Here is a 20,283-nt window from a genome sequence, read left to right as displayed (position 1 = left end):
TATCGACAGCTTTTTTCCCGCTTGATATACTCGAAAAAGTTAAATTTAAGGAGTTCTCATGAAAAAAAATAAAGGTTTCAGTTTAATGGAACTAATGATAGTTCTTATCATACTTGGGCTGTTAGGTTCACTAGTCGCTCCTAAATTATTTTCAAAGGTAAGTTCATCTAAAGTTAAAACCGCGATTGCTCAAATGCAAATGTTTGAAACAGCAATTGATACATACCGTCTAGACATGGGGACTGTACCTCCATCTCTTCAAGCATTACGAAAAAGTGACTCAGCAAATTGGGATGGACCATATTTGCCAAAAGACATTCCTCTAGACCCGTGGGGTAAAGAGTACATCTATAAGGTGCCTGGTGAAAATGGCTCTCCTTACAGCATTATGAGTTATGGACTTGACGGCCAACCTGGTGGTGAAGGTGAAAACGAGGATGTAGTTCATAAATGATGGAGCTAAGCCAATTACTTGCTGAACAATTTAAAATATCTGCGGCTGACATAGATAAAGCTAAGTCATATCAAAGTCGCTATGATGGCAGGCTAGAACAAATTTTAGTTAATATGGGCTGCTTGACAGAAGAGGACTTAGCACCACTTTACAGCAAGTTATTAGGCTACCCTCTTTTTAATGCTGAAGATTATCCAAATTGGCAACTACCTGAAGACATCAATGTCGAAATACTTCGAGCGTTAAAAGAGCTTGATTGTGTTTTACTCGAGGCCAATGAGGTATGGACTATAGCATGTAAAGATCCATTATCTTTGTCACTTGCACAATTTATACAGCAACATAATGTTGATGTTATTATTTTGGTTGCAACAGAAGCTCAGCTTCAAACTTTCTTTTATGAAATTCAAAGTTCATCAGAGAATAGTGTTGAAGAAGATGAGTTAACAGGTGACGAGGAGGCAAGATTAAGAGAGTTAGCTTCAGAAGCTCCTACGGTTAACCTTTTAAACTCACTGATAACTAAAGCATTAGCTAGAGGTGCTTCTGATATGCATCTTGAGCCGCATCAAGGGCGATTTCGCGTTAGATATCGAATTGATGGGGTCTTACATGAGGTTGATAAGTTAGCTCCAAAAATGCAGCTTCCTATCACAACTCGACTTAAAATACTTTCTGGAATGGACATTGCTGAAAAGCGCCGACCTCAGGATGGAAAAATAGAACTACGTATAGCCAATCAAGAGCTTGATATTCGTGTTTCTGCTTTGCCATTGAACGATGGTGAAAGTATTGTTTTGCGTTTCCTGCTTAAAGACTCGATTCGTTATGATATGTCTGTTCTTGGGCTTTCCAATGATACACAAAGTCTAATTCAGCAAGACTTACGTAAAACAACAGGTGTAATCTTGTTAACTGGGCCTACAGGCTCAGGTAAAACAACAACACTTTATACATTCTTGAATGAGCTTAATCGTCCAGACGTAAAAATCATTACATTAGAAGACCCAGTTGAATATCAGTTAGAGGGTGTTAACCAAGTACAAGTTAATAACGATATCGGTTTTAACTTTGCCGCAGGTTTGCGCTCTATAGTACGACAAGATCCAGATATTATCATGGTGGGTGAGATACGTGATGCAGAAACAGCACGTATCGCTTTGCAGTCGGCACTAACTGGGCATTTAGTATTCAGTACTGTGCATACAAATGATGCTGCAAGTGCTTATACGCGTTTACTTGACTTAGGTGTCGAAGAATTTTTACTAAATGCGGCTTTAGTTTCTGTTGTCGCGCAACGTTTGGCTAGACGTTTATGCCAACACTGTGCTGAGCCCTTAGAAGATACTAGCGAATTGCTTTCTCAGTATCCATTAGAGCAGGTAGCTAAAAACGCAGCAATTAGTGAATTAAATATTAAACAGGCTGTAGGCTGTGAGCATTGCAATCATACTGGGTTCAAAGGCCGAATCGCTATAAATGAATATCTTCGTTGTGATGATGAAATTAAGCAATTACCTAAAAACGATCAATTTATATCTCGTGCGCAAGCCCATAATGCACAGCTAAAGCGACGTAATTTAATGCAAGATGGTTTGTATAAAGTAATTACTGGCGTAACCACCATTGATGAAGTTCTACGAGTAGCTGGCTAATGGAGTTTGAATATAAAGCGATTGATAATCAAGGCACGCGTCATCAAGGTGTTGTTAGTGCAACTAACCAAGCAGATGCACAAAAAAAGCTCTTAACAGAAGGGCTCAATGCATTATCGATTAAGCCCATTGATAATACAAAAAGTATTAGCAGTCTGTTCTCGCAAAAAGTAACCCTTGATCAACTCGAGTTTTTTACGAGTGAGCTAGCTCTACTTTTAGAAAGTGGAATTCGCGTAGATCGCGGAATTGATATTATTAAAAAAGCAAATGGTCATCCTGCATTGACACGTTTGTTAAGCCAAATTTCTGCATCTTTAAAAAAAGGTGCCTCGTTAAGCGAAGCGTTCTCACAGCATGAGCAGCTGTTTGGTCCTTTGTATATTAGCCTACTTAAAATAGGTGAAACGTCAGGAAATCTACCAGAAGTTTTACAGCGCTTATCAAACGACTTAAAGTTTCAAAAAGATTTACGTTCTCAAATAAGCACCGCATTAACTTATCCTAGCGTTATATTCTTTGTTTGTATCATGGCGGTTTATTTTGTGCTTACATTCATTGTCCCCAAAATGTCAGGTATTTTTACTGACCTTAGCCAAGCTCCCTGGTACACACAAATGATTATTAATGTCAGTAATTTTTTTGTGGATTATCAAGTGATTATTATCAGTGGGATTGTTGCGGCAATTACAGGTTTGACATATGGCTTAAAGCAACCTGAAGTGAAAAACTGGTTTTATGTCAAAGTATCGCATTTACCAGGTATCGGAAGTGTAATTTTAACGGCTGAGCGTATCCGTTTTTCCCAATCAATGGCAATGATGTTAGAAGCTGGTTTACAGCTAGATACAACACTGGAGCTGACAGCCAACACTTTAAAACATCCAGAATTAAAACGAGATGCCAAACTAGCACTTAAGCAGCTAAAAACCGGTAAACAGTTGAGTCATGTGTTAGAAAAAACACGCATATTTCCAGACTTTTTTCTATCGATAATCAAAGTTGGCGAAGAAACAGGGCGTTTACCAAGAGTTTTTTCAGAAGTTGCTCAGCGTAGTAAATCTGAATTGGAAGGAATTATTAAAAAGCTGACCACTATGCTAGAACCTATAATGCTTATTTTTATGGGTGGTTTTGTTGGTGGTATCGTAATCACTATGTTGATGAGTATGGTATCAATTAATGATGTCCCCTTTTAAAATCAAAGGATTCTCTCTCATTGAGCTAATGGTCGTTATGGCAATAATGGCTGTTTTAATGGGGTTGACGGGCGGTGTTATTGTTAAGAATGTTGCTCAACAGACTCGTTTAGTTGAGCTTGAAAAAACCCAAAATTACTTCAAAATGCTGAGTTATAAGGCATATTATGGCGGCTATCCTATAAAGGTTGATCTTGATGGCAGCATGTTCAAAATCAGTATTGCCGATCAAGTCACGAATCTTGAATTTGAAGAACTTGAGTTTGAAAAGTCAAGTTATACCATAAACACAAAATCAGCCATTATGCCGAACTCCTTCACTGTAAAGTGGAATGAAACTAGTCGTGAATTTCCAATAAATACAATGTTCAAGCCTTATGAATAAAAATAAAGGGTTTACGCTGCTTGAAGTATTAATCGCGGCGATTATTTTGTTTACAGCATTAGCTTTAGCGAGTGAAATTTTTAAAAGTGCTACATTATCAACTGATATTGCAGTTAAAAATGCCAAGTACTTCCAAATCACCCCTTCAGCTATCACTGCTATAAAATTCGATCTGCGAAGTAAAGTAAAAAATCGCGACATACCAGAAGCAGATGGTGAATTGGAGTTATTTGGTATTTATTACTCTTGGCAAGCAAATCGAGAAACTTTTAATAGCCCGCCGACAGATGAGTTATCTGATTTTTCAGAGCGAAACCGTTTCTCAATTTATAATGTAGATATACTTGCTAAAAGTGCAGGCCGAGAAAGAGAGTTCTCTTTTAAGGTTGCAACATGGTGAGAATACAAAGTAAACAAACTGGCTTTACATTAATCGAGCTTTTGTTAGCTACAAGTGTATTGATGCTAGTGTTATATGCAGGATATTTTGGCTATGGTTTGTACACTCAAAAATGGCAGACAAGAACCAACTACTTTTGGCAGCAAAGCCAACAAGCACTTGCATTCGATGCAATTACTCGAGTCTTTGAATCAGCAAGCACTTACGTTGTTGAATCGGATAAAAACGAGCCTGCGCAATATTTTTCAGGTGACAAAGAAAGAGTCATATTTATAAGCACTTCACCTTTATTTAACCATGAAGCTTCTGTCGTAGAATTTAAGATACTACAAAATGATGGAGTTTATTCACTCGTATATAATGAGGCTTCAATGAGAAGTAACTTACTGTTAAAACAATCTGATGTTATTGAGTGGGAACATCAAGTTACGTTGCTTGAGAACTTAAAAAGAATCTCATTTGTTTATTATGGGTGGTCTGGCTTAGATGAGGTTTCTAGAAACTACAAAGAAGATAATGTAAATAGTCAAACTAAGCCACAGCTTTATGCCAAACATGTTATGGAAGATATTCGTATATTACCAATTAGCTTAACACTCGAAATAGAAGGGCATGAGGGAGAGCGAAGTCATTTTCCTGTAGCTCTACCAGAAGAAGCTTTCTCTGTTCTGATCGATTACTTAAGGTTAGAAATATAATGCAGTTCCAAAGAGGTATTGCTCTGGTGCAGGTACTGATAATTACTCTTGTCCTAAGTACCCTTGGGTTATATATAATAAAATCCTCGAGAGAACAGGTCGCTACAACGTTCGAAATTAAGGAAGCGTTGTCTTTGCGTATAAAAATTGAAAATACCGAGGCTCGAGTTATTAATGCGCTATTAAGTCAGTTTCGGATTCAAAACGTAACAAATGAATCTGACATCGCCAAAAACTGGAATTTTTATAATAAACCTTTTGAAGTAGAGGGGGTTTCAGTCCAACTTCAAGACTTAAACGGCTTAATTAGCTTGAATGTTGCAGATTTACAGCTACTTAAAGATGTTCTGATGAAGTTAAATGTTTCGCCATCTGAGAGTGATATATTTATTGATTCGCTAGCTGATTGGAAAGATGAAAATGACCTTAAAAGATTGAATGGAGCTGAAAGGGCATATTATGAATCGCAAGATATGCCAGGTCCTAGGAATGGTTACTTGCAATCATTGGCTGAAGTTAGTCACATTAGAAATAGCGATATATTAACCCCTCAGCAATGGAGTGAGTATTTTACCGTTGAACATATCACAGGCTTTAACCCGGCAAACGCTCCGGAGCCAATTTTGCAGGCATTTATTAAAAATGATACAACGGTAGCTAATTTAGTTGGACTGCGCGATAATGCAAGATTAAATGGTAATACCTTTTACAGGGAATCAGGCATTGAGCCTGACGAGTTTATTAACTTTCTCCCTGGCGATAGTGTAAAAGTTACTCTAACAGCAAAAAAATCTAATCAACGAGTGTCAAAAAGCTTTACGGCGAAAATAAGAACGCGTTCTTTAACTCGCCCTATTGTTATTACTAATGTTATCTGGAATCAAAATGAAGTTGAGTGAGTTACTTCAAAACGTTAAAAATAAAAAATGGTTGCTCAATAGCATTGCTTACTACCACGAAAATTTATTTTTACTGGCAGCAAGTGAATTCAAGGTAACTGACAAAAGTAAAAAAGTAATCATAGTCTCTCGCCGTAATTATAACGAAAAATGGCAGACTTACCCTTCAGTAAGCTTAAAAGAGTTGAAAGACATTTTAAAGCTTCAAAAAGAGACTTCGAATAGCCTTATAATTGAAAGCTTTTCTAAAAATGAACAGCAAGAGGGCTACGATGTAAAGACGATTACTTTTTCAGAAAAGCTTACCGATGAGTTTTCTAAGCATATACTCATCCCCGAGACTGAATTAATTAATCACTACTATAAAGATCAAAAGGTTGTTATCGAAGCACAGACACCTGCCGGTAATCTATTTTATAGTAAAGTGGAAGGTAAAACGAAAAGTGCATACAAACAAGGTTTAGTATCATCATTAGAATCGTTCTGTTTAAGTATTGGCGTACATAGTGATGTAGCTAAGGTATCGCTTACACAGGACGATTATGCATCTTTGTTAAATGAAGCTATTTTGAATACACCTTTCTTAAGCCTTTATAAAACTGCTGCTTTTGATTTTAAATCGAGCGTAGATTACAAGCTCTTACATAGTCTTTATTATGGGCCGTTAATTTCTGCAGGGATATTCATTGCAGGAGTAAATGCCTTTTATATGTATAAAGCTAACTCTCTAGAAACAACACTATTAAGCTATCAAGGCGGGGTCTCTGAGCTTCTGGAGCAAAAGCAAAAAATTGATCTAGATAAACTATATGTTGAACAGGTATTACAAGAGTTTGAACTCTACCCTAATGTTCATAGCCATTGGGATATTGCATATAAAGCGATTTCAGAAGGAATGGACATACAGGAGTTTTCTGGTTCTAAATCGAATGTTACACTCAGGGGTTTTGCAGATTCAGCTTCAAGTATTCTTGCGGTCATAAGTGAATTGCCAATGGTTGAAAGTGCCCAATTTAGTGGTCCCGTCAGGAAATCAGGCAAGAGGGATTACTTTATCATGGAGCTAAAGGTAGTGGGTGAAAATGAAAAGTAACCTTTTAAAATATAAAAATTATCTTTTTGTCTTGTCGGCTTTGATTGTTGCAAATTTTGTATTGGATCCTATGTGGAAAAATATTGAAACGTTGCAGCAAAAAGTTTATTTGGATGAATCCAAAGTAGTTAAGGTTGAAAATTTAATAGCTAATAAAAAGCAAATAGAAAAACAAAGTGGTTTATTATCTATTAATAAGTTGAAGTTACAGCCGTATCTATTTACTGCAAGTACAGAGTCCGAGTTCAAATTAACAGCTCAAGGAAAAATAGAAAAACTGCTGCAAATCAATAATTGCAATGTTGAGCGAATAGGTTGGGCAGGCAAAAATAATATTGATGAGCAATTAGTACGCTGGACATTAGAGGCCCGATTTAGAGGTAATCCGGAATGTGTATTGAATGTATCTAGACAATTAGAAAGCTTAGAGCCAATGGTTAAAATTGCTGATTATTCTTATGCAGGTAAAGAAGTATCAGGGGATAAACAAAATTATATGGTTGTCGCCCTTACTTTGATAATGTGGCAAAACGCAAATGAGGTTGCATTATGAAGTGGCTCATAGCGTTTTTATCTGCTTTAACAGTTGTTGTTCTTTTAAATTCATTAGATATGCCTGAGGATGTGGCTTCTGGGAAAGGTAATGAACTAAAAGAAGTTGGTAAAATTAATTTACGTAATAAACAACCTGAATTAGAAGTAGAAAAACAGTGGTTAAAAAAAGAAATTGAAAAACCTAAAGTAGAAGAAAAGGTAAGTGCACCACAGGAGAAAAAAACAGCATTTCCTGTTTTAGAAATAGAAGGGCAGAAGTACCAACTACTGGGTATATTTAAGCAAAAAATGAAACCTTTTGTGTTATTGAAAAATACTGAAAATAACTTGGTTAAATTACAAGTTGGAGATGAGCTTACTAAAGGTATTTTCTTAGAGAAAGTTACCGCATCAGCGATAATCATCAAAAAAGGTAGCGACACAATTAAATTTAAACTTTTTGAACGTAGTGACAATGGCTAATAAACTTTACAATTTAACCCTTTCAACCTGCTTGGTGTTAGGGGCGACAAGCTGTGCATCGCTTGTAGATCCAAATTCAAGTGTTGAAACAGAAAAAGTAACTGTTTCAGAATCTTATCTTGATTTACCACAAGGTGAACAACGTGAAGAGGCTGTTGAATTAGAGCAAGCAGAGCAGGTAAACGGTAAAACTGAGCGATTGAATCGACTATCAGATTCAAGACAGGCAACAACATTAGAAATCGATTTATCAAAGTCTTTTTCTCAAAACCCTCAGTTTCAAGTGTCTGTGAATGCATTGCCACTTAATGACTTTATTCATTATGTATTCGGAGAATTGCTTGATACATCCTATATTTTAGAAGCGAGTGTAAAAAGCAACACTACGCCTGTCACTTTAGATTTAAAAGAACAGTTAAGCGCTAAAAAGTTATTTTTACTAGTTCAGCAAATTCTGTCACAGAACAATGTCAGTATTGTTAAAAATGACGGGATTTTTTATCTACATACTAATAATGCAAATACTAAAACTGACAAAGCATTTGGGTTTGGTCGCAATGAAGAAGCGGTACCAAATGTGTCGGGTCAGATAGTTCAACTTGTACCAATTCAGTATGGTATGCAACCTGGCTTACGTAACCTCATTAGTCAATTAGTTGATACTAATAATAGTTATGACGCGTCACAAGCTCTATTAACGATTGAAGGCAAAAGAGAGCAAGTACTCAGAGCGCTTTCGTTAATATCGCTGTTAGATAGCCCTGCAATATATAACAAAGCAACAGCCCTTATTGGGTTTGATTATTTGAGCTCAGAAACTTTCATCAAAAAAGTAACCGAAATACTCAAAGAAGAAGGAATTACAGTTGCCGATGGTGGCCCATATGCAGCGAGTGTGAAGTTTGTTCCTCTAGAGCACTTGGGTAAAGTGGTGGTTTTTGCTAGCAGTGATGAAATTATTGACCGCGTAGCGTTTTGGCGCAAAGAGCTTGATAAACCTGCTGCTGGTGCTGAACAAAGCTTTTACATCTATCATCCTAAATATGCGCGCGCCTCGGATTTAGGGGCAAGTTTAGCTCCTCTTGTTGGTGGTAGCCTTTCTGGTGGAAGTAATCGTTCAAAACAAACTACAAATGAACGAACTTCTTCAGCGAGTACGCGCAATACCGATTCTCAATCACAAAGTGGTAATGAAGTACAGACAGTTGAAGGCGACAACATGCGCCTAGTGGTTGATGAAAGAGCGAATGCACTGATTTTTTACTCTACAGGTCAATATTATCAAGAGCTGCAACCTATTATTAGACAGCTTGATATCATGCCTAAACAGGTCATGATGGAAGTCGTTATTGCTGAAGTTAAATTAACGGGTAGCTTCTCTAAAGGGGTTCAGTATGCAATTCAAAATGGACCATCTACAGGACGTAATGAAAATATTAGTTTCAATACTGAAGGAAAAGGCGGGTTTAGCTATTCAGTAGTTGGGCTTCCGGGTAATGTAAGTATTAACTTATCTCAGACAGATGGTTTGGTAAATGTATTATCTCGCCCTACATTATTGGTGCGTGATGGCGTTTCTGCCAATATTAACGTAGGTGACGATATACCTACCATAGGTAGTACTACAGATGACCCGCTTGACAGTACTGGAAGACAAACAACAACGATTGAATACCGCCAAACAGGTGTTAATTTAACAGTAACGCCAACAATCAATGCTCAAGGCACTGTGATAATGACTATTGATCAGAGTATTTCAAATGTATCTGATACAGATGGCTCAAGCAGCACCCCTGCATTTTTTGAGCGAACATTAAAAACAGAAGTTGTAGCTGGTAATGGGCAGACTGTGATGTTAGGTGGTTTGATCAGCGAAACTAAATCTAACGGGGCTTCATCAGTGCCATTCTTTGGTACTATCCCTGTGTTAGGGCACCTTTTTAGAACGGACAGTAGCTCAACGGATAAAACAGAATTAGTGATTTTAGTTACGCCAAAAATAGTACAAAATACCGAAGACTGGCAGCGTGTTAAAGAAAGCTTTATTAAAGGTCTAGAAAATCTTAAGTTTTAATGTTTTTTTTAACGAATAATTACTTGAAAAATGACCAGTTAAACGATAATTTAGCTATGTTCAGTGAAAGTTAACTTACGTATTTAAAAAAGCGGTAATAAAACTATAACTGTACGTGCTTTAACAGGCTTACTTAAAATTTCTTAAGTAACTTTTGTCATAAAAATGTTGGTATTGCATGTTACAATACTCAGAAGCTTAAAAACTGAGCCATCAGCATGCAAACGAACAAATTAAATTAAGAGGGTTGGCTAATAATAAATGCCTATTTTAGTTTCTATATTGTACTAAAATGTGTGAAAATACTTTACTTGTTCATAAAGTGTGCATGTAAGGTTAATTACTTGACAAGTTTATTGTTAACCCTTAAATTTAGCTTGATCTGGCAAAACTCCAGCCAGAACAATAAAAAATCTTGGTGTATTGCCTTCATTAACAATACATCAGTTTCATGAAACTAGGAGAATGGAAATAATGAAACTATTCAAAAAAGCGCTTTTAGCTACTGCTGTAGTAGGTGCAATGGGTGCACAAGCGGCAACTATCTCAAGCACGCCACTTAAACTTTCTGCTGAAGGTGTTGCTTTAAAAGTTACTCCAACAGCTGGTAAGCTTACTTTTGACATCGTTGTAGATAAAGATCACCCATCTTCATCAGTTATCACGCTTAAATTCGACAAAAATGTTGAGTTAGGCACGTTAACTGGCGGTGCAGTAACTCAAGGTGTTGGTTCAGGTACGGCTTATGCTGGCGATGTAGGTTTTGACTACGGTACTGGTAGCTTCACATTTGATGACGTTAAAGTTACAAATGGTGATGCTTCTAAAGGTGAACTAGATTCAATCTCTTTCAAAGTTAACCTTGGTAACCCACTTACAGCTAACTCTGCGTTCCGCGTTGTTTTAGGTAATCACCAATATGATGCAACTCCAGGCGCTGGCGTAAACAAAGTTATCGTTAAAGGTGCATCAACGCTTAGCTATGTTTCTAACAAAGCTGACAAGACTCAAATCGAAACAGGTACTGGTGTAATTGCAACTGAGCAAACTCAGTTCGGTTTCTCTGTTGACACTAAACTTGACGGTTTAATCAAGCGTGACCAACTTTCTCGTTTTGTAGGTGCTAACGGTACTGCAGTAGATACAGACACTGTTAAATACACATTTGAAAACGATGAGTCTTTAGGTCTTGCATTAACAGGTGTTGAAGCAAACATCCGTTTCAACGGTAACTTCAAAGGTGTTGTATCACCAATCGCTGCTGGTGATTTAGGTACTGACGCTGATTCAGTAGTAATGAGCACTGGTACTACTCCAGTTGCTATTGCTGTAAACGATGCATACGCTTACCAAGATGGTTCTGCAACTGCTGCAGGTGAGAAAGATAAGTATGTAAATACTATCACTTTCCAAAATCAAAGCACTACTGATATCCCAGTAACTGGTGATGTTGATGCTTCTGTAACAGTTACTAGCGTAACTAACGCAGGTGTTACACTACCTACTGGTGGTTACAGCGCGTTTTCTAAAGTAGCTGCTGGTGAGTGGGCTGTTGACGCAACTATCATCAATGTTCCTTACCTTCCGGTAAATGCTCCTAACACTGATACTTTCATCCACTTCGCTAACGAAACGGATAAAGAAGTAGATGTTATCGTTACTGCTATCGATAACAACGGTAAAGAGTACGGCCCAATGAACCTTGGTGCTAAACTAGCTGCTAACACTGTAACTAAGATCTCTGAGCCAGCAATGGATACTCTATTTGGTCTTAAAGGTGTTGCTACTAAACTAAGCGTTACTTTCAACATCGACGCAGATAAAGGCGACGTAAACGCTTACGCAGTTAGCCAAAACGACAAAGGTCGTACAGAAGTTTCTACTTCACAACAACGTGGTAACTAATATTAGTTAGTAAACTACTTTGTAAAAACCCGGCTTAGGCCGGGTTTTTTTATAATTAAATTTATATAAAGACAACGATTAAAAAATTATTAGGAACAAAAGTTGTAAAATTGTGTCCATTTAAGACACTTAAATTTTTCTAGGATCTAATTGAGCATTGCAGCAAACGGTGAAGGTAACTAAAATATCTTGAAGCTGTAATTTCAGTTGACAGAAAAGTTGTTGTCTTAAGTAAATTAAATAAAGGTAAAGCATGAAATTTAAAACAGTATTTTTAGCATCAAGCTTATTTTTTGCAGGGATCCACTCAAGCTTTTTACAAGCATCAACGCCATTAATTCAGTCACAGCAAGGAAGTGAAGCTTGTAACTTTGATATTAAGTTTTCATCAGAGCCAAAAGAAAAACAGCAAACATTAAATATCAGTACCGGTGTAGACTTAAACTTAAAACAGTTTGTTTCGATTAAACAAATTAAAGCTGCGAACATTGCGAGTAATGTAACCTGTCAGCAACTCGTAGGTCAAAAGTACACAGGTTCAAAAGAAGAATGGCAAGGCTTTGTGAAAAATGCCTTACAAGGCTTAATTAACTCAGGCTTTAAAGACTTACAATTTACTCGTGTGGGTCAGGATGATGCTGTCTACGAAGGTGACCTTGAAAATATGGAATATAGCTTCACTGGAACTATAAATAAGAATAAACAAATTATCCATAACTTAGCGGTGTTAGATAAAAGTAACAATCAGGTTGTTATTATTTCAGTGAGTGGAAATGAAAGAGTGGCGGATGAAATTAAAGAAGAGTACACCAATTTAGTTAAATCATTCAGCTTATAAAGTGAATCTTTTTATAGGTAGACGTGATAAAGCTAAGCGTCTACCTTAATTTTATACCTAATCTAACTGTAGATCTCTTTTGCTCGTAAGTAATTCTCTGTTTCAAAGCGACATAGATGTTTAATTCTTTGTTCAATATGTGGCTCATTTAAATAATTTTGAAGAGTGCTTTTTACTATTTGTTTATTGCTTTCTAAATGACTTTCAGTGGTGTTGTGGTTACCAATATGTATTGCTTTACCTGTAAGCGATTTAACTCCTTGGCTAAATTTATCTAGCTCATCAAGAAAACCGACCAAATTATAGCTTGCCAGGTTTGCAATAAATTCAGCTTGAATAGCTTTCGCATCTGCTTCATCTGAAGCAAATCGGCCTGTTACACACATGCTCGTTACATTAGCCATTTGCCACCCGCGTCGGTGAGATAATATAGCATCTACTTCTTGAGTAAGGTTATCAGTAGAAAGGTTGTTAGGCGACATGATAGGTAAAGAGTTAGTCAATTTATTATAAACATAGTTAGATTTAAAACGGCTTACAGGTTCACGTAATACGGTAAGAAAATGATATTGTTTTGCAAACTGATCCAACAATTGTTTGTTGGTGGTTACATGCCCACTTATGTATTGCCAGTTCTGCGCTAGGTGGTAAGCAAGTAAACCAGATAATTGCTTCGCATGGTGGTCGCTAAATTCACTAATACTATCTAGATCGTTTATTTCACGGTTCATGCCTGCTAGGCTCATCGCAATAGCACCCTCGCGGCTAAATCTTGGTTGGCCAGCTACAGCAAACTGTTCTCGAAGGGCTAAATCAATCGATATACCACCTGACTTAGGAATATGTATAAAGCAAATTGACTTTGACTGAGTATCGGAACTTTTTGCAATGCGTCTCAAAGTAAGGTCATAACCAAATTGGTTAATTAGTTTTTTTATAGTGCTTTTCATAATGTACTTTTAAATTTTGGGCTAACTTTATTAAGATAAAGGGTGAATTTAGCATCGATTGGTGAAGTATTTTGGCATAACTGCGGGTTTTGTTATTTATAAACAAAAAGCCATAGCTTGCTACCATATAAGAGATAAGTGTTGCCCAAGCAGCACCTATTCCATGGTATTTTGGAATTAAAACCAAATTGAGTAACACATTAATTACAGCGCCAGCAACATTTGACACCAAACTATATTTATAAAGTTTTTCTATAATGAGCCATTTGGAAAGAACAGCCCTCTGAAAAATAAAGACGCTAGCAAATATATGGATACTCAGAATAGCTGCACTAGCACGATATGATTCGCCATAAATTAGTGTTATTAATTGTTTGGAAAAGAACCAAAGAAAAATGCTCAATGTTAGTGCTATTAATGTAAGTACAACAATCAATTGTTGTAGAGTGACTTCGTAGGCATGGTAAGCCTTAAATCTCGTGTGACTTAACTGAGCTGTATATACGTTTGCAATTAATACAGGGAAAACATACCAAAACTCCGATAGTTTAGCGGCCGCAGCATAATAAGCGACAGCTTCTGTGTTAACCAACTGCGCGAGCATTATTTGATCGACTTTTAAATAAAGTGCAGCAGCAATTCCAGAAAATAGAAGCCATTGACCTTTTTTATATAGAGCGAGGTGAGCACTTAACCTTGCTTTTCGTTTTATTTCTTTGTGGTGCCCTTGAGAAATATAAATAAAGTAATAGCAACAGCCAATAAAAACACTTTCTAAACCTTGAAGAAGAACTAAGCCTTGCAGGCTGGCAGAGTTAAGTATAGCGACAAGTTTCGCGACATTGATGAAAGTAATTATGATTAAGCGGACTCGGACAAGTGTAGTAACTTGTTTTTTTGCAATATAAAAAAATTCTAGTACGTATAAAAAAGTAAAACCTTGCATAGCAACAAGAAGGATAATGAGCTTTGATTGCTCATTAGCGATATCTAAAAAGTGCAGGCAAATGAGAGTAGTCACTAAAACAGAAAAGCAAGCGCCGAGTAAGCGTATACGCAATGCTGATTTTATGTAGTAATGACTATTTTTGGGGTGCTTCACCACATACTTAGTAACAACATTATTTAAACCCATAATACAAAGAGGGCTAAAAAGACCTGCAAATGAAATAATATACGAAAAGTCGCCAAAAAAAGTAGGTCCTGCTATACGGGCTAGCAGTACACTATTAAAAAAGCTGAGTCCTAGTAAAACTACCTTTTCTAAGATCAAAAATAGCGAATTTTTAACGTTTGAACTCATCACACGCTTTCATCGTTAAGTTAAACGCGTATCTTATCGTAAAATATAGAAATTGCACAGAACGCTTGAATGCATATTCATTGATGTATATGCTAACTGACTTTTCTTTTATATGGCTGGAAACCAATAGTGTTGATAGAGATTAAAGGTGTTCAATTTGTCAATAAAGGGGCAGAATTAATGCTTGCCTCAATTATTTCTCAGCTTGCAAAAGAATTGCCTAGTGCTGATATTTGCCTAGCACATAATAAAAATTCGCCTTATAAAAATCGAGCTAGAGTTGGCGCTTATCAAAAGATTAACTTAAGAAAAAATATCATTGATCTAAATGGTGTTTTTTATTTTTTTCCTCGTTTTATTCTTAATTATTTTAAAAACCGTTTTGGTATTGTGACAGAAGCGGATGTTGATGTTGTATTAGATGCATCAGGATTTAGTTATGGTGACCAATGGTCTGATGTAATTATTAAGCAAGTCGCAAATGAAGTATCGAGATTTAAAAAAAAGCGTAAACATTACATATTCATGCCGCAATCATTAGGGCCCTTTACACGAAAGAGCAATAGGCTTAGCGCAAAAAAAGCTTTCAAAAATGCCAGCTTGGTATTTGCTAGAGAGGAGCCTTCTTATAAGCATGTAATGGACCTTGTTAGCGAGTCTAGCCACATAGCTCAAGCACCTGATTTTACAAATTTACTTATTCCAACTGAGCTGAGCGAATATACAAAATATAAAGATCATATAATTATCATTCCAAACTCGAAAATGCAGAGTAATAAAAATAAAGATGACTGGTGGCGTGAGCATTACGTAGAGACGCTGGCATTTTTAGTTAATAAAGCTCAAGAAGCTAACGAAAAAGTTATAATCGTCAATCATAGTGGTTTTGAAGATGCCATCCTGTGCGATGAAATTAATCAATTAATTGCTAAGCCATGCGAAGTGATTGAGCCTAAAGATGCAAAAGGAGTAAAATATTTAATATCAAATGGGAAGTTAGTAATTTCCTCAAGGTTTCATGGCTGTGTAAGCTCTTTATCGCAAGGAGTTCCATGTATTGCAACCGGTTGGAGTCATAAATATCAAGAGCTTTTTAATGAGTATGAAGTTTCGGATATGCTAATAGCCTCAGGCATTACAAATGAGCAGCTAAGTACTTTACTTAACATAACTTTAAAGCAATTAGAACAGAAAAAAAGTGGCCTAGAAAAGTACATTATTTCATATAAGCAAAAAAGTGAAAAAATGTGGTTGCAAGTATTTGATATTTTAAAGTAATTGCTTACTTACTACTTCAAGAGCTAGTTAAGTTGTCATATGGAAATTAGTCAATCTTGAGCATTTACTGTTAAATTAGATGCTATGCATTCTTTTTACCTGTTTGTGTAGCTTTGTTCCTTACTTAAATTTTTAGGATTAATAAATGAAAGGGTTTTATATAAATACTTGCCCTCCAAATATTCCACAAGTATTCCAAGAGTCACTATCTTCAAAACAAATAAGTGACCAATGTATTGCCGTATATAAGCAAGACTTTGAGTTATCAGCTAACAACTTAAATATGGTAGGTTGGTTTATATATGATGGAAAACTAAATAACATAGAAGATCTTTCAAATGATCTTGAAAAAGTTGGTTTTCAAGCTCTAGATAATATTGAATTTGGTGTGTATTCAGGTGTTTTCTATTCAAGTGACGAAAGCTACTTCTTTCAAGACAATTTTGGCTTAAATTTTCACTACTTACATATAAATGAAAGCGAAATTATTATCGCTCCAACAATAAAAGCAATTGAAGATAGTGCTCAGTTAAAAGTATCAACTTTACATGAGTCCTTTTTAAGTAAAAGAGGGCATTTGTTTGGGTCTTGCACTAAATATCAAAAAGTAACCTGCTTACCTCTTGGAGCTATCGTTGCATTAAGTAGTGGTGAGATTGTTAAACAAAAAAAAATATCAGAAATAATTAGAACAACTCAAAGTAGCCTTGAATGCATACCAAGCATGACAAGAAGTTTAATTGATAAAATACCAGAAGAAAGTAGAAGTTTGGCTTTATCAGGTGGTTTTGACTCACGGTTAATTCTTAGTCAAAGTAAAATGAAAAGTGGATACTGTTATGGTCCCGAGAGTAGTGCGGATAGACCAATTGCAAGGCAGTTTAAAGGTGATTTTGATAATTTTCATGAATTTGAATTTGATCTGAACCCAGCATCTGAAACAGAGGCTCAGGTTTTTTCAGATTTAGTGGAGTCACCAGAGCAGTATAATGACGCACAATTTATAAATGCATATCATACAGCATTCAAACTAACCAAAGAATCTGATTTCTTCTTTGATGGCTATCTAGGGGATGTATTTCAACGAGGGACTTATCTTTATTTCCCCGGAGTTTTAGGAGAGCTGTACCGCTTTTTTCCTTCGTTATATAAAATTTTACCATTCAATGCGAAGCAATTGCTTAAAAGACGTTACTCTAACTTGAACAAAGAAGAGTTTACAGCTTTATATGAAAGTTTTTGTTGCGAAACACAAGATCTTAATCTTTCAGATTATAACAAAGTAATTTTGTATGAGGCATTTTTCGCTAGGGGACGCAGGTATATATCAAGAGGTGCATTAAGTATAAATGGTTGTTTTAAAGAAGTAATACCAGTTTTTATGCATCCTTCACTTCAATCTATTTTTGCAGCACAGAACTATCATGATGCGGTTTCTTTTAAAAATATAAAAAAGATATGGAAAGAAGTTGACTTGAACTATAAAACAAAGAAATTTGAAAATGGATATAGTCTTAATACTCCCAGTTTTATGATGCCCAAGCTTGCCTTGTTATATCGTTTACTAATTCATTTTGTTCCAGGCTTCCAAAATTATTCAACTTCTAATAAAAAGTAACTTTAACTAAGTGCATAATGCACAAATTTGTTATTCCCAATTGTTACAATATTACAGTGCCGCTACATGTTTTAAGATAAGTGCTATTATACTAACTGTAGCGGCAGGTCAGGTTGTGTTTTGGCTCATTTTATTTAAAGAAAATGTTTAGCAACAATGAGTAGATAGGCAAATCGTTGAATGTTGAGCATTAATACTCTCCGTTTTAATTTGTTACAATAGCTGTTTGTAAACCAATTGTTATTGTAATCAAATGTAAGGAATTTGGTGGTAAATGTAATTTTTATGTTCATTATTTGATTTTTCTATATATATCAGTATGTTATTTTTTTTGAAGATATGCTTTTTATTCTTTTTTAATTTTTCTTTTTGTGCAAACCGCGTATAATCAACACGTTTTGGATCGTCGTTGGGCGTATTAAGTTTATTTATGTTTAATAAGGCTAATTTTTGTGATACTTGATATCTTAGGACTATTTTTGTGTTCATTCATGAGCCTTTTCGTTTTTAGAAAGTTTGCAATCTACATAAACTTAGTTGACCAGCCTAATGAAAGAAAACATCATACTGGTGCGGTTCCATTAGTTGGTGGACTTGCTATTTTCATTGTTGTATTCAGTTATTTAATTGTTTTTTCTGAAACAATCTCTTCATCAGCTTTATACCTATTCTGTGCCGGAACACTGTTAATTGTTGGTGTTCTTGATGATTTATTCGATATTAGCTTTCGAGTTCGACTTGTAATTCAAGTAGTCATTTCATGTTTAATGATGTTTGTTGGTGAGCTAACGTTGAATAATGCAGGACAGTTAATAGGTCCATTTGATTTAGAGTTTTCTTACTTCTGTTATCTTTTTACAGTTGTTGCGGTTGTAGGAGCAATAAATGCTTTTAATATGGTAGATGGCATTGACGGGCTTTTGGGGGCGTTGGCAACCGTTACTTTCACATCTTTGGCAATCCTATTTTATTTGAATAATCAAAAGTCTCTGGCTGTTTTTAGCACAGTGATTGTTGTTACAACAATTCCTTATATTTTAATGAATCTAGGCTTCCCTCTAGGGCAACGATTTAAAGTTTTTATGGGTGATGCAGGTAGTACCGTTATAGGTTTTACTGTTATTTGGCTTTTATTGGAAGGTTCTCAGCCAGAACAAAATTCAGCTTTTAGTGCTGTAACAGCATTGTGGCTTGCTGCTGTGCCAATTATCGATGCGGTATCTACTATTGCAAGACGAGTTAGAAAAGGACAGTCACCATTTCAACCTGATCGTGAGCACCTTCATCATATATTGCTAAGGTTGGGTTTTTCGAGTCGACAAGCGCTGTTTGTGATATGTACAGCTTCTGCTTTGTTAGCTGCGGTTGGTATTATTGCACATATATACCAAGTGCCTGATTATATAATGTTTTATTTATTCATAGCCTTAACGCTGGCATATTATTTTTGTATGTTAAGAATATGGCGCATCAGTGTTCACGTTAGAAAATTTATAAAAAAAATAAATAGTAAATAAAGTGGCACTTCACTTCATTAATAACCTTTTGAACTAAATGGAAGTAAATTTTGAGCTCAGTAAAACACGAAACGAATCAAAACGATGAAATTAAGCTTTCTCACCTTTTTGAGATCTTGTGGAACTACAAAATCTTTATCGTTTTGTTTACTCTGTTATGTTCAGTAGCCACTGTCTTTTACGCAATTAATAAACCTAATGTATATACTGCCAGAGGAATTTACATGCCTAAATCTGATGGCGGTGCGGGTGGTTTAGCAAAGTTAGCTGGTCAATTTGGTGGTTTAGCAAGCTTAGCAGGTGTTAACCTTGGCGGCAGTGGCGAAAGTAAAACGGATGTTGCGATAGAGCTATTATCCTCGCGTTACTTTTTGCAGTCTTTCATTGAAAAGCATGACTTAGTTGTGCCTTTGTTAGCAGTGACTAAGTGGGATGAACAGTCAGACAAGCTTGTTTATAATCATGAGCTCTATGACCCACAACAAAAAAAGTGGGTTAGAGAAGCACCTCCGGGAAAAAACGTAATTCCTACCTCATGGGAAGCATACGAATATCTTAAAAAAAGCATCAATGTAGAATATGAGTCAAAAAAGGGATTAGTGAAAATCTCTTTAGTTTATTATTCTCCTAAACTTGCTGCTGAATGGTTAGAGCTTTTAGTTAAAGATATGAACGAGTTTTGGAAGCAAAAAAAGCTAGATGAAACTAAGCGCCATATTGATTTACTAACGAGTAAGGCCGATAAAACTCAAGTGGCAGAAATCAAAGAGGTCTTTTTTACTTTGATTGCTGAACAAACGAAATCTAACTTATTAGCTCAAGCAACAGACGAATCTATGTTTGAGACTGTCGCAGAGGTTATTGTACCAGAAGAGAAATCTGCACCGAGTCGCGCATTATTATGCATTATAGGCTTTATTTTTAGTGGTTTTTTTGCCTGTGTTGTGTCACTTATTATGGGATTTTCGAAAAAGCGTCAGCAACAGCTAAACGGTTAGAA

19 protein-coding genes are annotated in these 20,283 nt (G+C 36.0%); 17 read left to right on the top strand and 2 right to left on the bottom strand.

What is annotated here, in order from left to right; all coding sequences use genetic code 11:
• Positions 1-58 precede the first annotated feature (58 nt).
• From gspG to AAEU31_RS17275, 13 genes are all read left to right on the top strand, one after another.
• Entirely contained in the window at positions 59-454 is a 396-nt protein-coding gene (gene gspG, locus AAEU31_RS17335; RefSeq protein WP_135923337.1) for a type II secretion system major pseudopilin GspG, read from the top strand.
• Complete coding sequence (locus tag AAEU31_RS17330; protein WP_135926223.1) at positions 454-2,109, top strand: GspE/PulE family protein; 1,656 nt, start codon at positions 454-456, stop codon at positions 2,107-2,109. Before gspG ends, AAEU31_RS17330 begins: the two co-directional genes overlap by 1 nt.
• Complete coding sequence (locus AAEU31_RS17325) at positions 2,109-3,308, top strand: type II secretion system F family protein (RefSeq protein ID WP_135923338.1); 1,200 nt, start codon at positions 2,109-2,111, stop codon at positions 3,306-3,308. Before AAEU31_RS17330 ends, AAEU31_RS17325 begins: the two co-directional genes overlap by 1 nt.
• The gene (locus AAEU31_RS17320; RefSeq protein WP_135923339.1) at positions 3,292-3,693 is read left to right on the top strand and encodes a type II secretion system protein; all 402 of its coding nucleotides are present in this window, start codon (positions 3,292-3,294) and stop codon (positions 3,691-3,693) included. Before AAEU31_RS17325 ends, AAEU31_RS17320 begins: the two co-directional genes overlap by 17 nt.
• Positions 3,686-4,093 carry a type II secretion system protein gene (locus tag AAEU31_RS17315; protein WP_135923340.1) on the top strand — a complete coding sequence of 136 codons (408 nt, stop codon included), beginning with the start codon at positions 3,686-3,688 and terminating at the stop codon, positions 4,091-4,093. Before AAEU31_RS17320 ends, AAEU31_RS17315 begins: the two co-directional genes overlap by 8 nt.
• A complete protein-coding gene (locus tag AAEU31_RS17310) occupies positions 4,087-4,791 on the top strand; it encodes a prepilin-type N-terminal cleavage/methylation domain-containing protein (RefSeq protein ID WP_421967874.1) in 705 nt (234 codons plus the stop codon). The genes AAEU31_RS17315 and AAEU31_RS17310 overlap by 7 nt, the downstream gene beginning before the upstream one ends.
• Positions 4,791-5,690 (top strand): type II secretion system minor pseudopilin, encoded by a 900-nt coding sequence (locus AAEU31_RS17305; protein WP_421967873.1) that lies wholly within the window; start codon positions 4,791-4,793, stop codon positions 5,688-5,690. Before AAEU31_RS17310 ends, AAEU31_RS17305 begins: the two co-directional genes overlap by 1 nt.
• On the top strand, positions 5,677-6,783 hold the full coding sequence (locus AAEU31_RS17300) for a hypothetical protein (protein ID WP_135923343.1): 1,107 nt from the start codon (positions 5,677-5,679) through the stop codon (positions 6,781-6,783). Before AAEU31_RS17305 ends, AAEU31_RS17300 begins: the two co-directional genes overlap by 14 nt.
• Positions 6,773-7,336, top strand: coding sequence for a hypothetical protein (locus AAEU31_RS17295; RefSeq protein WP_421967872.1), 564 nt, complete (start codon positions 6,773-6,775; stop codon positions 7,334-7,336). The genes AAEU31_RS17300 and AAEU31_RS17295 overlap by 11 nt, the downstream gene beginning before the upstream one ends.
• The gene (locus AAEU31_RS17290; protein ID WP_135923345.1) at positions 7,333-7,800 is read left to right on the top strand and encodes a hypothetical protein; all 468 of its coding nucleotides are present in this window, start codon (positions 7,333-7,335) and stop codon (positions 7,798-7,800) included. Before AAEU31_RS17295 ends, AAEU31_RS17290 begins: the two co-directional genes overlap by 4 nt.
• Positions 7,793-9,874: a secretin GspD/PilQ domain-containing protein gene (locus AAEU31_RS17285; protein ID WP_421967871.1), complete on the top strand. Its 2,082-nt coding sequence runs from the start codon at positions 7,793-7,795 to the stop codon at positions 9,872-9,874. Before AAEU31_RS17290 ends, AAEU31_RS17285 begins: the two co-directional genes overlap by 8 nt.
• Positions 9,875-10,348: 474 nt before the next feature.
• Positions 10,349-11,779 carry a Slr4 family S-layer protein gene (locus tag AAEU31_RS17280; protein ID WP_421967870.1) on the top strand — a complete coding sequence of 477 codons (1,431 nt, stop codon included), beginning with the start codon at positions 10,349-10,351 and terminating at the stop codon, positions 11,777-11,779.
• Between the two features lie 253 nt (positions 11,780-12,032).
• Entirely contained in the window at positions 12,033-12,617 is a 585-nt protein-coding gene (locus AAEU31_RS17275) for a hypothetical protein (protein WP_421967869.1), read from the top strand.
• Positions 12,618-12,679: 62 nt separating this feature from the next.
• On the opposite strand, the gene AAEU31_RS17270 is transcribed toward AAEU31_RS17275, so the two are convergent.
• Positions 12,680-13,567 (bottom strand): hypothetical protein, encoded by an 888-nt coding sequence (locus AAEU31_RS17270; RefSeq protein ID WP_421967868.1) that lies wholly within the window; start codon positions 13,565-13,567, stop codon positions 12,680-12,682.
• Entirely contained in the window at positions 13,539-14,870 is a 1,332-nt protein-coding gene (locus AAEU31_RS17265; protein WP_421967867.1) for a flippase, read from the bottom strand. The genes AAEU31_RS17270 and AAEU31_RS17265 overlap by 29 nt, the downstream gene beginning before the upstream one ends.
• A 129-nt stretch (positions 14,871-14,999) precedes the next feature.
• Between AAEU31_RS17265 and AAEU31_RS17260 the strand changes: the two genes are divergently transcribed.
• From AAEU31_RS17260 to AAEU31_RS17245, 4 genes are all read left to right on the top strand, one after another.
• On the top strand, positions 15,000-16,148 hold the full coding sequence (locus tag AAEU31_RS17260; protein ID WP_138558745.1) for a polysaccharide pyruvyl transferase family protein: 1,149 nt from the start codon (positions 15,000-15,002) through the stop codon (positions 16,146-16,148).
• A 145-nt stretch (positions 16,149-16,293) separates the two neighbouring features.
• Positions 16,294-17,766, top strand: coding sequence for a hypothetical protein (locus tag AAEU31_RS17255; RefSeq protein WP_421967866.1), 1,473 nt, complete (start codon positions 16,294-16,296; stop codon positions 17,764-17,766).
• Positions 17,767-18,218: 452 nt separating this feature from the next.
• Positions 18,219-19,283: a UDP-N-acetylglucosamine--undecaprenyl-phosphate N-acetylglucosaminephosphotransferase gene (gene wecA / locus AAEU31_RS17250; protein ID WP_253039898.1), complete on the top strand. Its 1,065-nt coding sequence runs from the start codon at positions 18,219-18,221 to the stop codon at positions 19,281-19,283.
• A gap of 50 nt (positions 19,284-19,333) precedes the next feature.
• Positions 19,334-20,281, top strand: a complete 948-nt coding sequence (locus AAEU31_RS17245) for a Wzz/FepE/Etk N-terminal domain-containing protein (RefSeq protein ID WP_421967865.1) — start codon at positions 19,334-19,336, stop codon at positions 20,279-20,281.
• Positions 20,282-20,283 lie beyond the last annotated feature (2 nt).

Origin of the sequence: Pseudoalteromonas thalassia, from assembly GCF_049257215.1 — a bacterium.
GTDB lineage: Bacteria > Pseudomonadota > Gammaproteobacteria > Enterobacterales > Alteromonadaceae > Pseudoalteromonas > Pseudoalteromonas lipolytica_C.
This window is presented reverse-complemented; position numbering and strand designations above follow the sequence as displayed.

Coding starts and splice junctions, on each gene's coding strand:
- gspG (WP_135923337.1), top strand. CDS start 59: ATGAAAAAAAATAAAGGTTTCAGTTTAATGGAACTAATGATAGTTCTT.
- AAEU31_RS17330 (WP_135926223.1), top strand. CDS start 454: ATGGAGCTAAGCCAATTACTTGCTGAACAATTTAAAATATCTGCGGCT.
- AAEU31_RS17325 (WP_135923338.1), top strand. CDS start 2,109: ATGGAGTTTGAATATAAAGCGATTGATAATCAAGGCACGCGTCATCAA.
- AAEU31_RS17320 (WP_135923339.1), top strand. CDS start 3,292: ATGATGTCCCCTTTTAAAATCAAAGGATTCTCTCTCATTGAGCTAATG.
- AAEU31_RS17315 (WP_135923340.1), top strand. CDS start 3,686: ATGAATAAAAATAAAGGGTTTACGCTGCTTGAAGTATTAATCGCGGCG.
- AAEU31_RS17310 (WP_421967874.1), top strand. CDS start 4,087: ATGGTGAGAATACAAAGTAAACAAACTGGCTTTACATTAATCGAGCTT.
- AAEU31_RS17305 (WP_421967873.1), top strand. CDS start 4,791: ATGCAGTTCCAAAGAGGTATTGCTCTGGTGCAGGTACTGATAATTACT.
- AAEU31_RS17300 (WP_135923343.1), top strand. CDS start 5,677: ATGAAGTTGAGTGAGTTACTTCAAAACGTTAAAAATAAAAAATGGTTG.
- AAEU31_RS17295 (WP_421967872.1), top strand. CDS start 6,773: ATGAAAAGTAACCTTTTAAAATATAAAAATTATCTTTTTGTCTTGTCG.
- AAEU31_RS17290 (WP_135923345.1), top strand. CDS start 7,333: ATGAAGTGGCTCATAGCGTTTTTATCTGCTTTAACAGTTGTTGTTCTT.
- AAEU31_RS17285 (WP_421967871.1), top strand. CDS start 7,793: ATGGCTAATAAACTTTACAATTTAACCCTTTCAACCTGCTTGGTGTTA.
- AAEU31_RS17280 (WP_421967870.1), top strand. CDS start 10,349: ATGAAACTATTCAAAAAAGCGCTTTTAGCTACTGCTGTAGTAGGTGCA.
- AAEU31_RS17275 (WP_421967869.1), top strand. CDS start 12,033: ATGAAATTTAAAACAGTATTTTTAGCATCAAGCTTATTTTTTGCAGGG.
- AAEU31_RS17270 (WP_421967868.1), bottom strand. CDS start 13,567: ATGAAAAGCACTATAAAAAAACTAATTAACCAATTTGGTTATGACCTT.
- AAEU31_RS17265 (WP_421967867.1), bottom strand. CDS start 14,870: ATGAGTTCAAACGTTAAAAATTCGCTATTTTTGATCTTAGAAAAGGTA.
- AAEU31_RS17255 (WP_421967866.1), top strand. CDS start 16,294: ATGAAAGGGTTTTATATAAATACTTGCCCTCCAAATATTCCACAAGTA.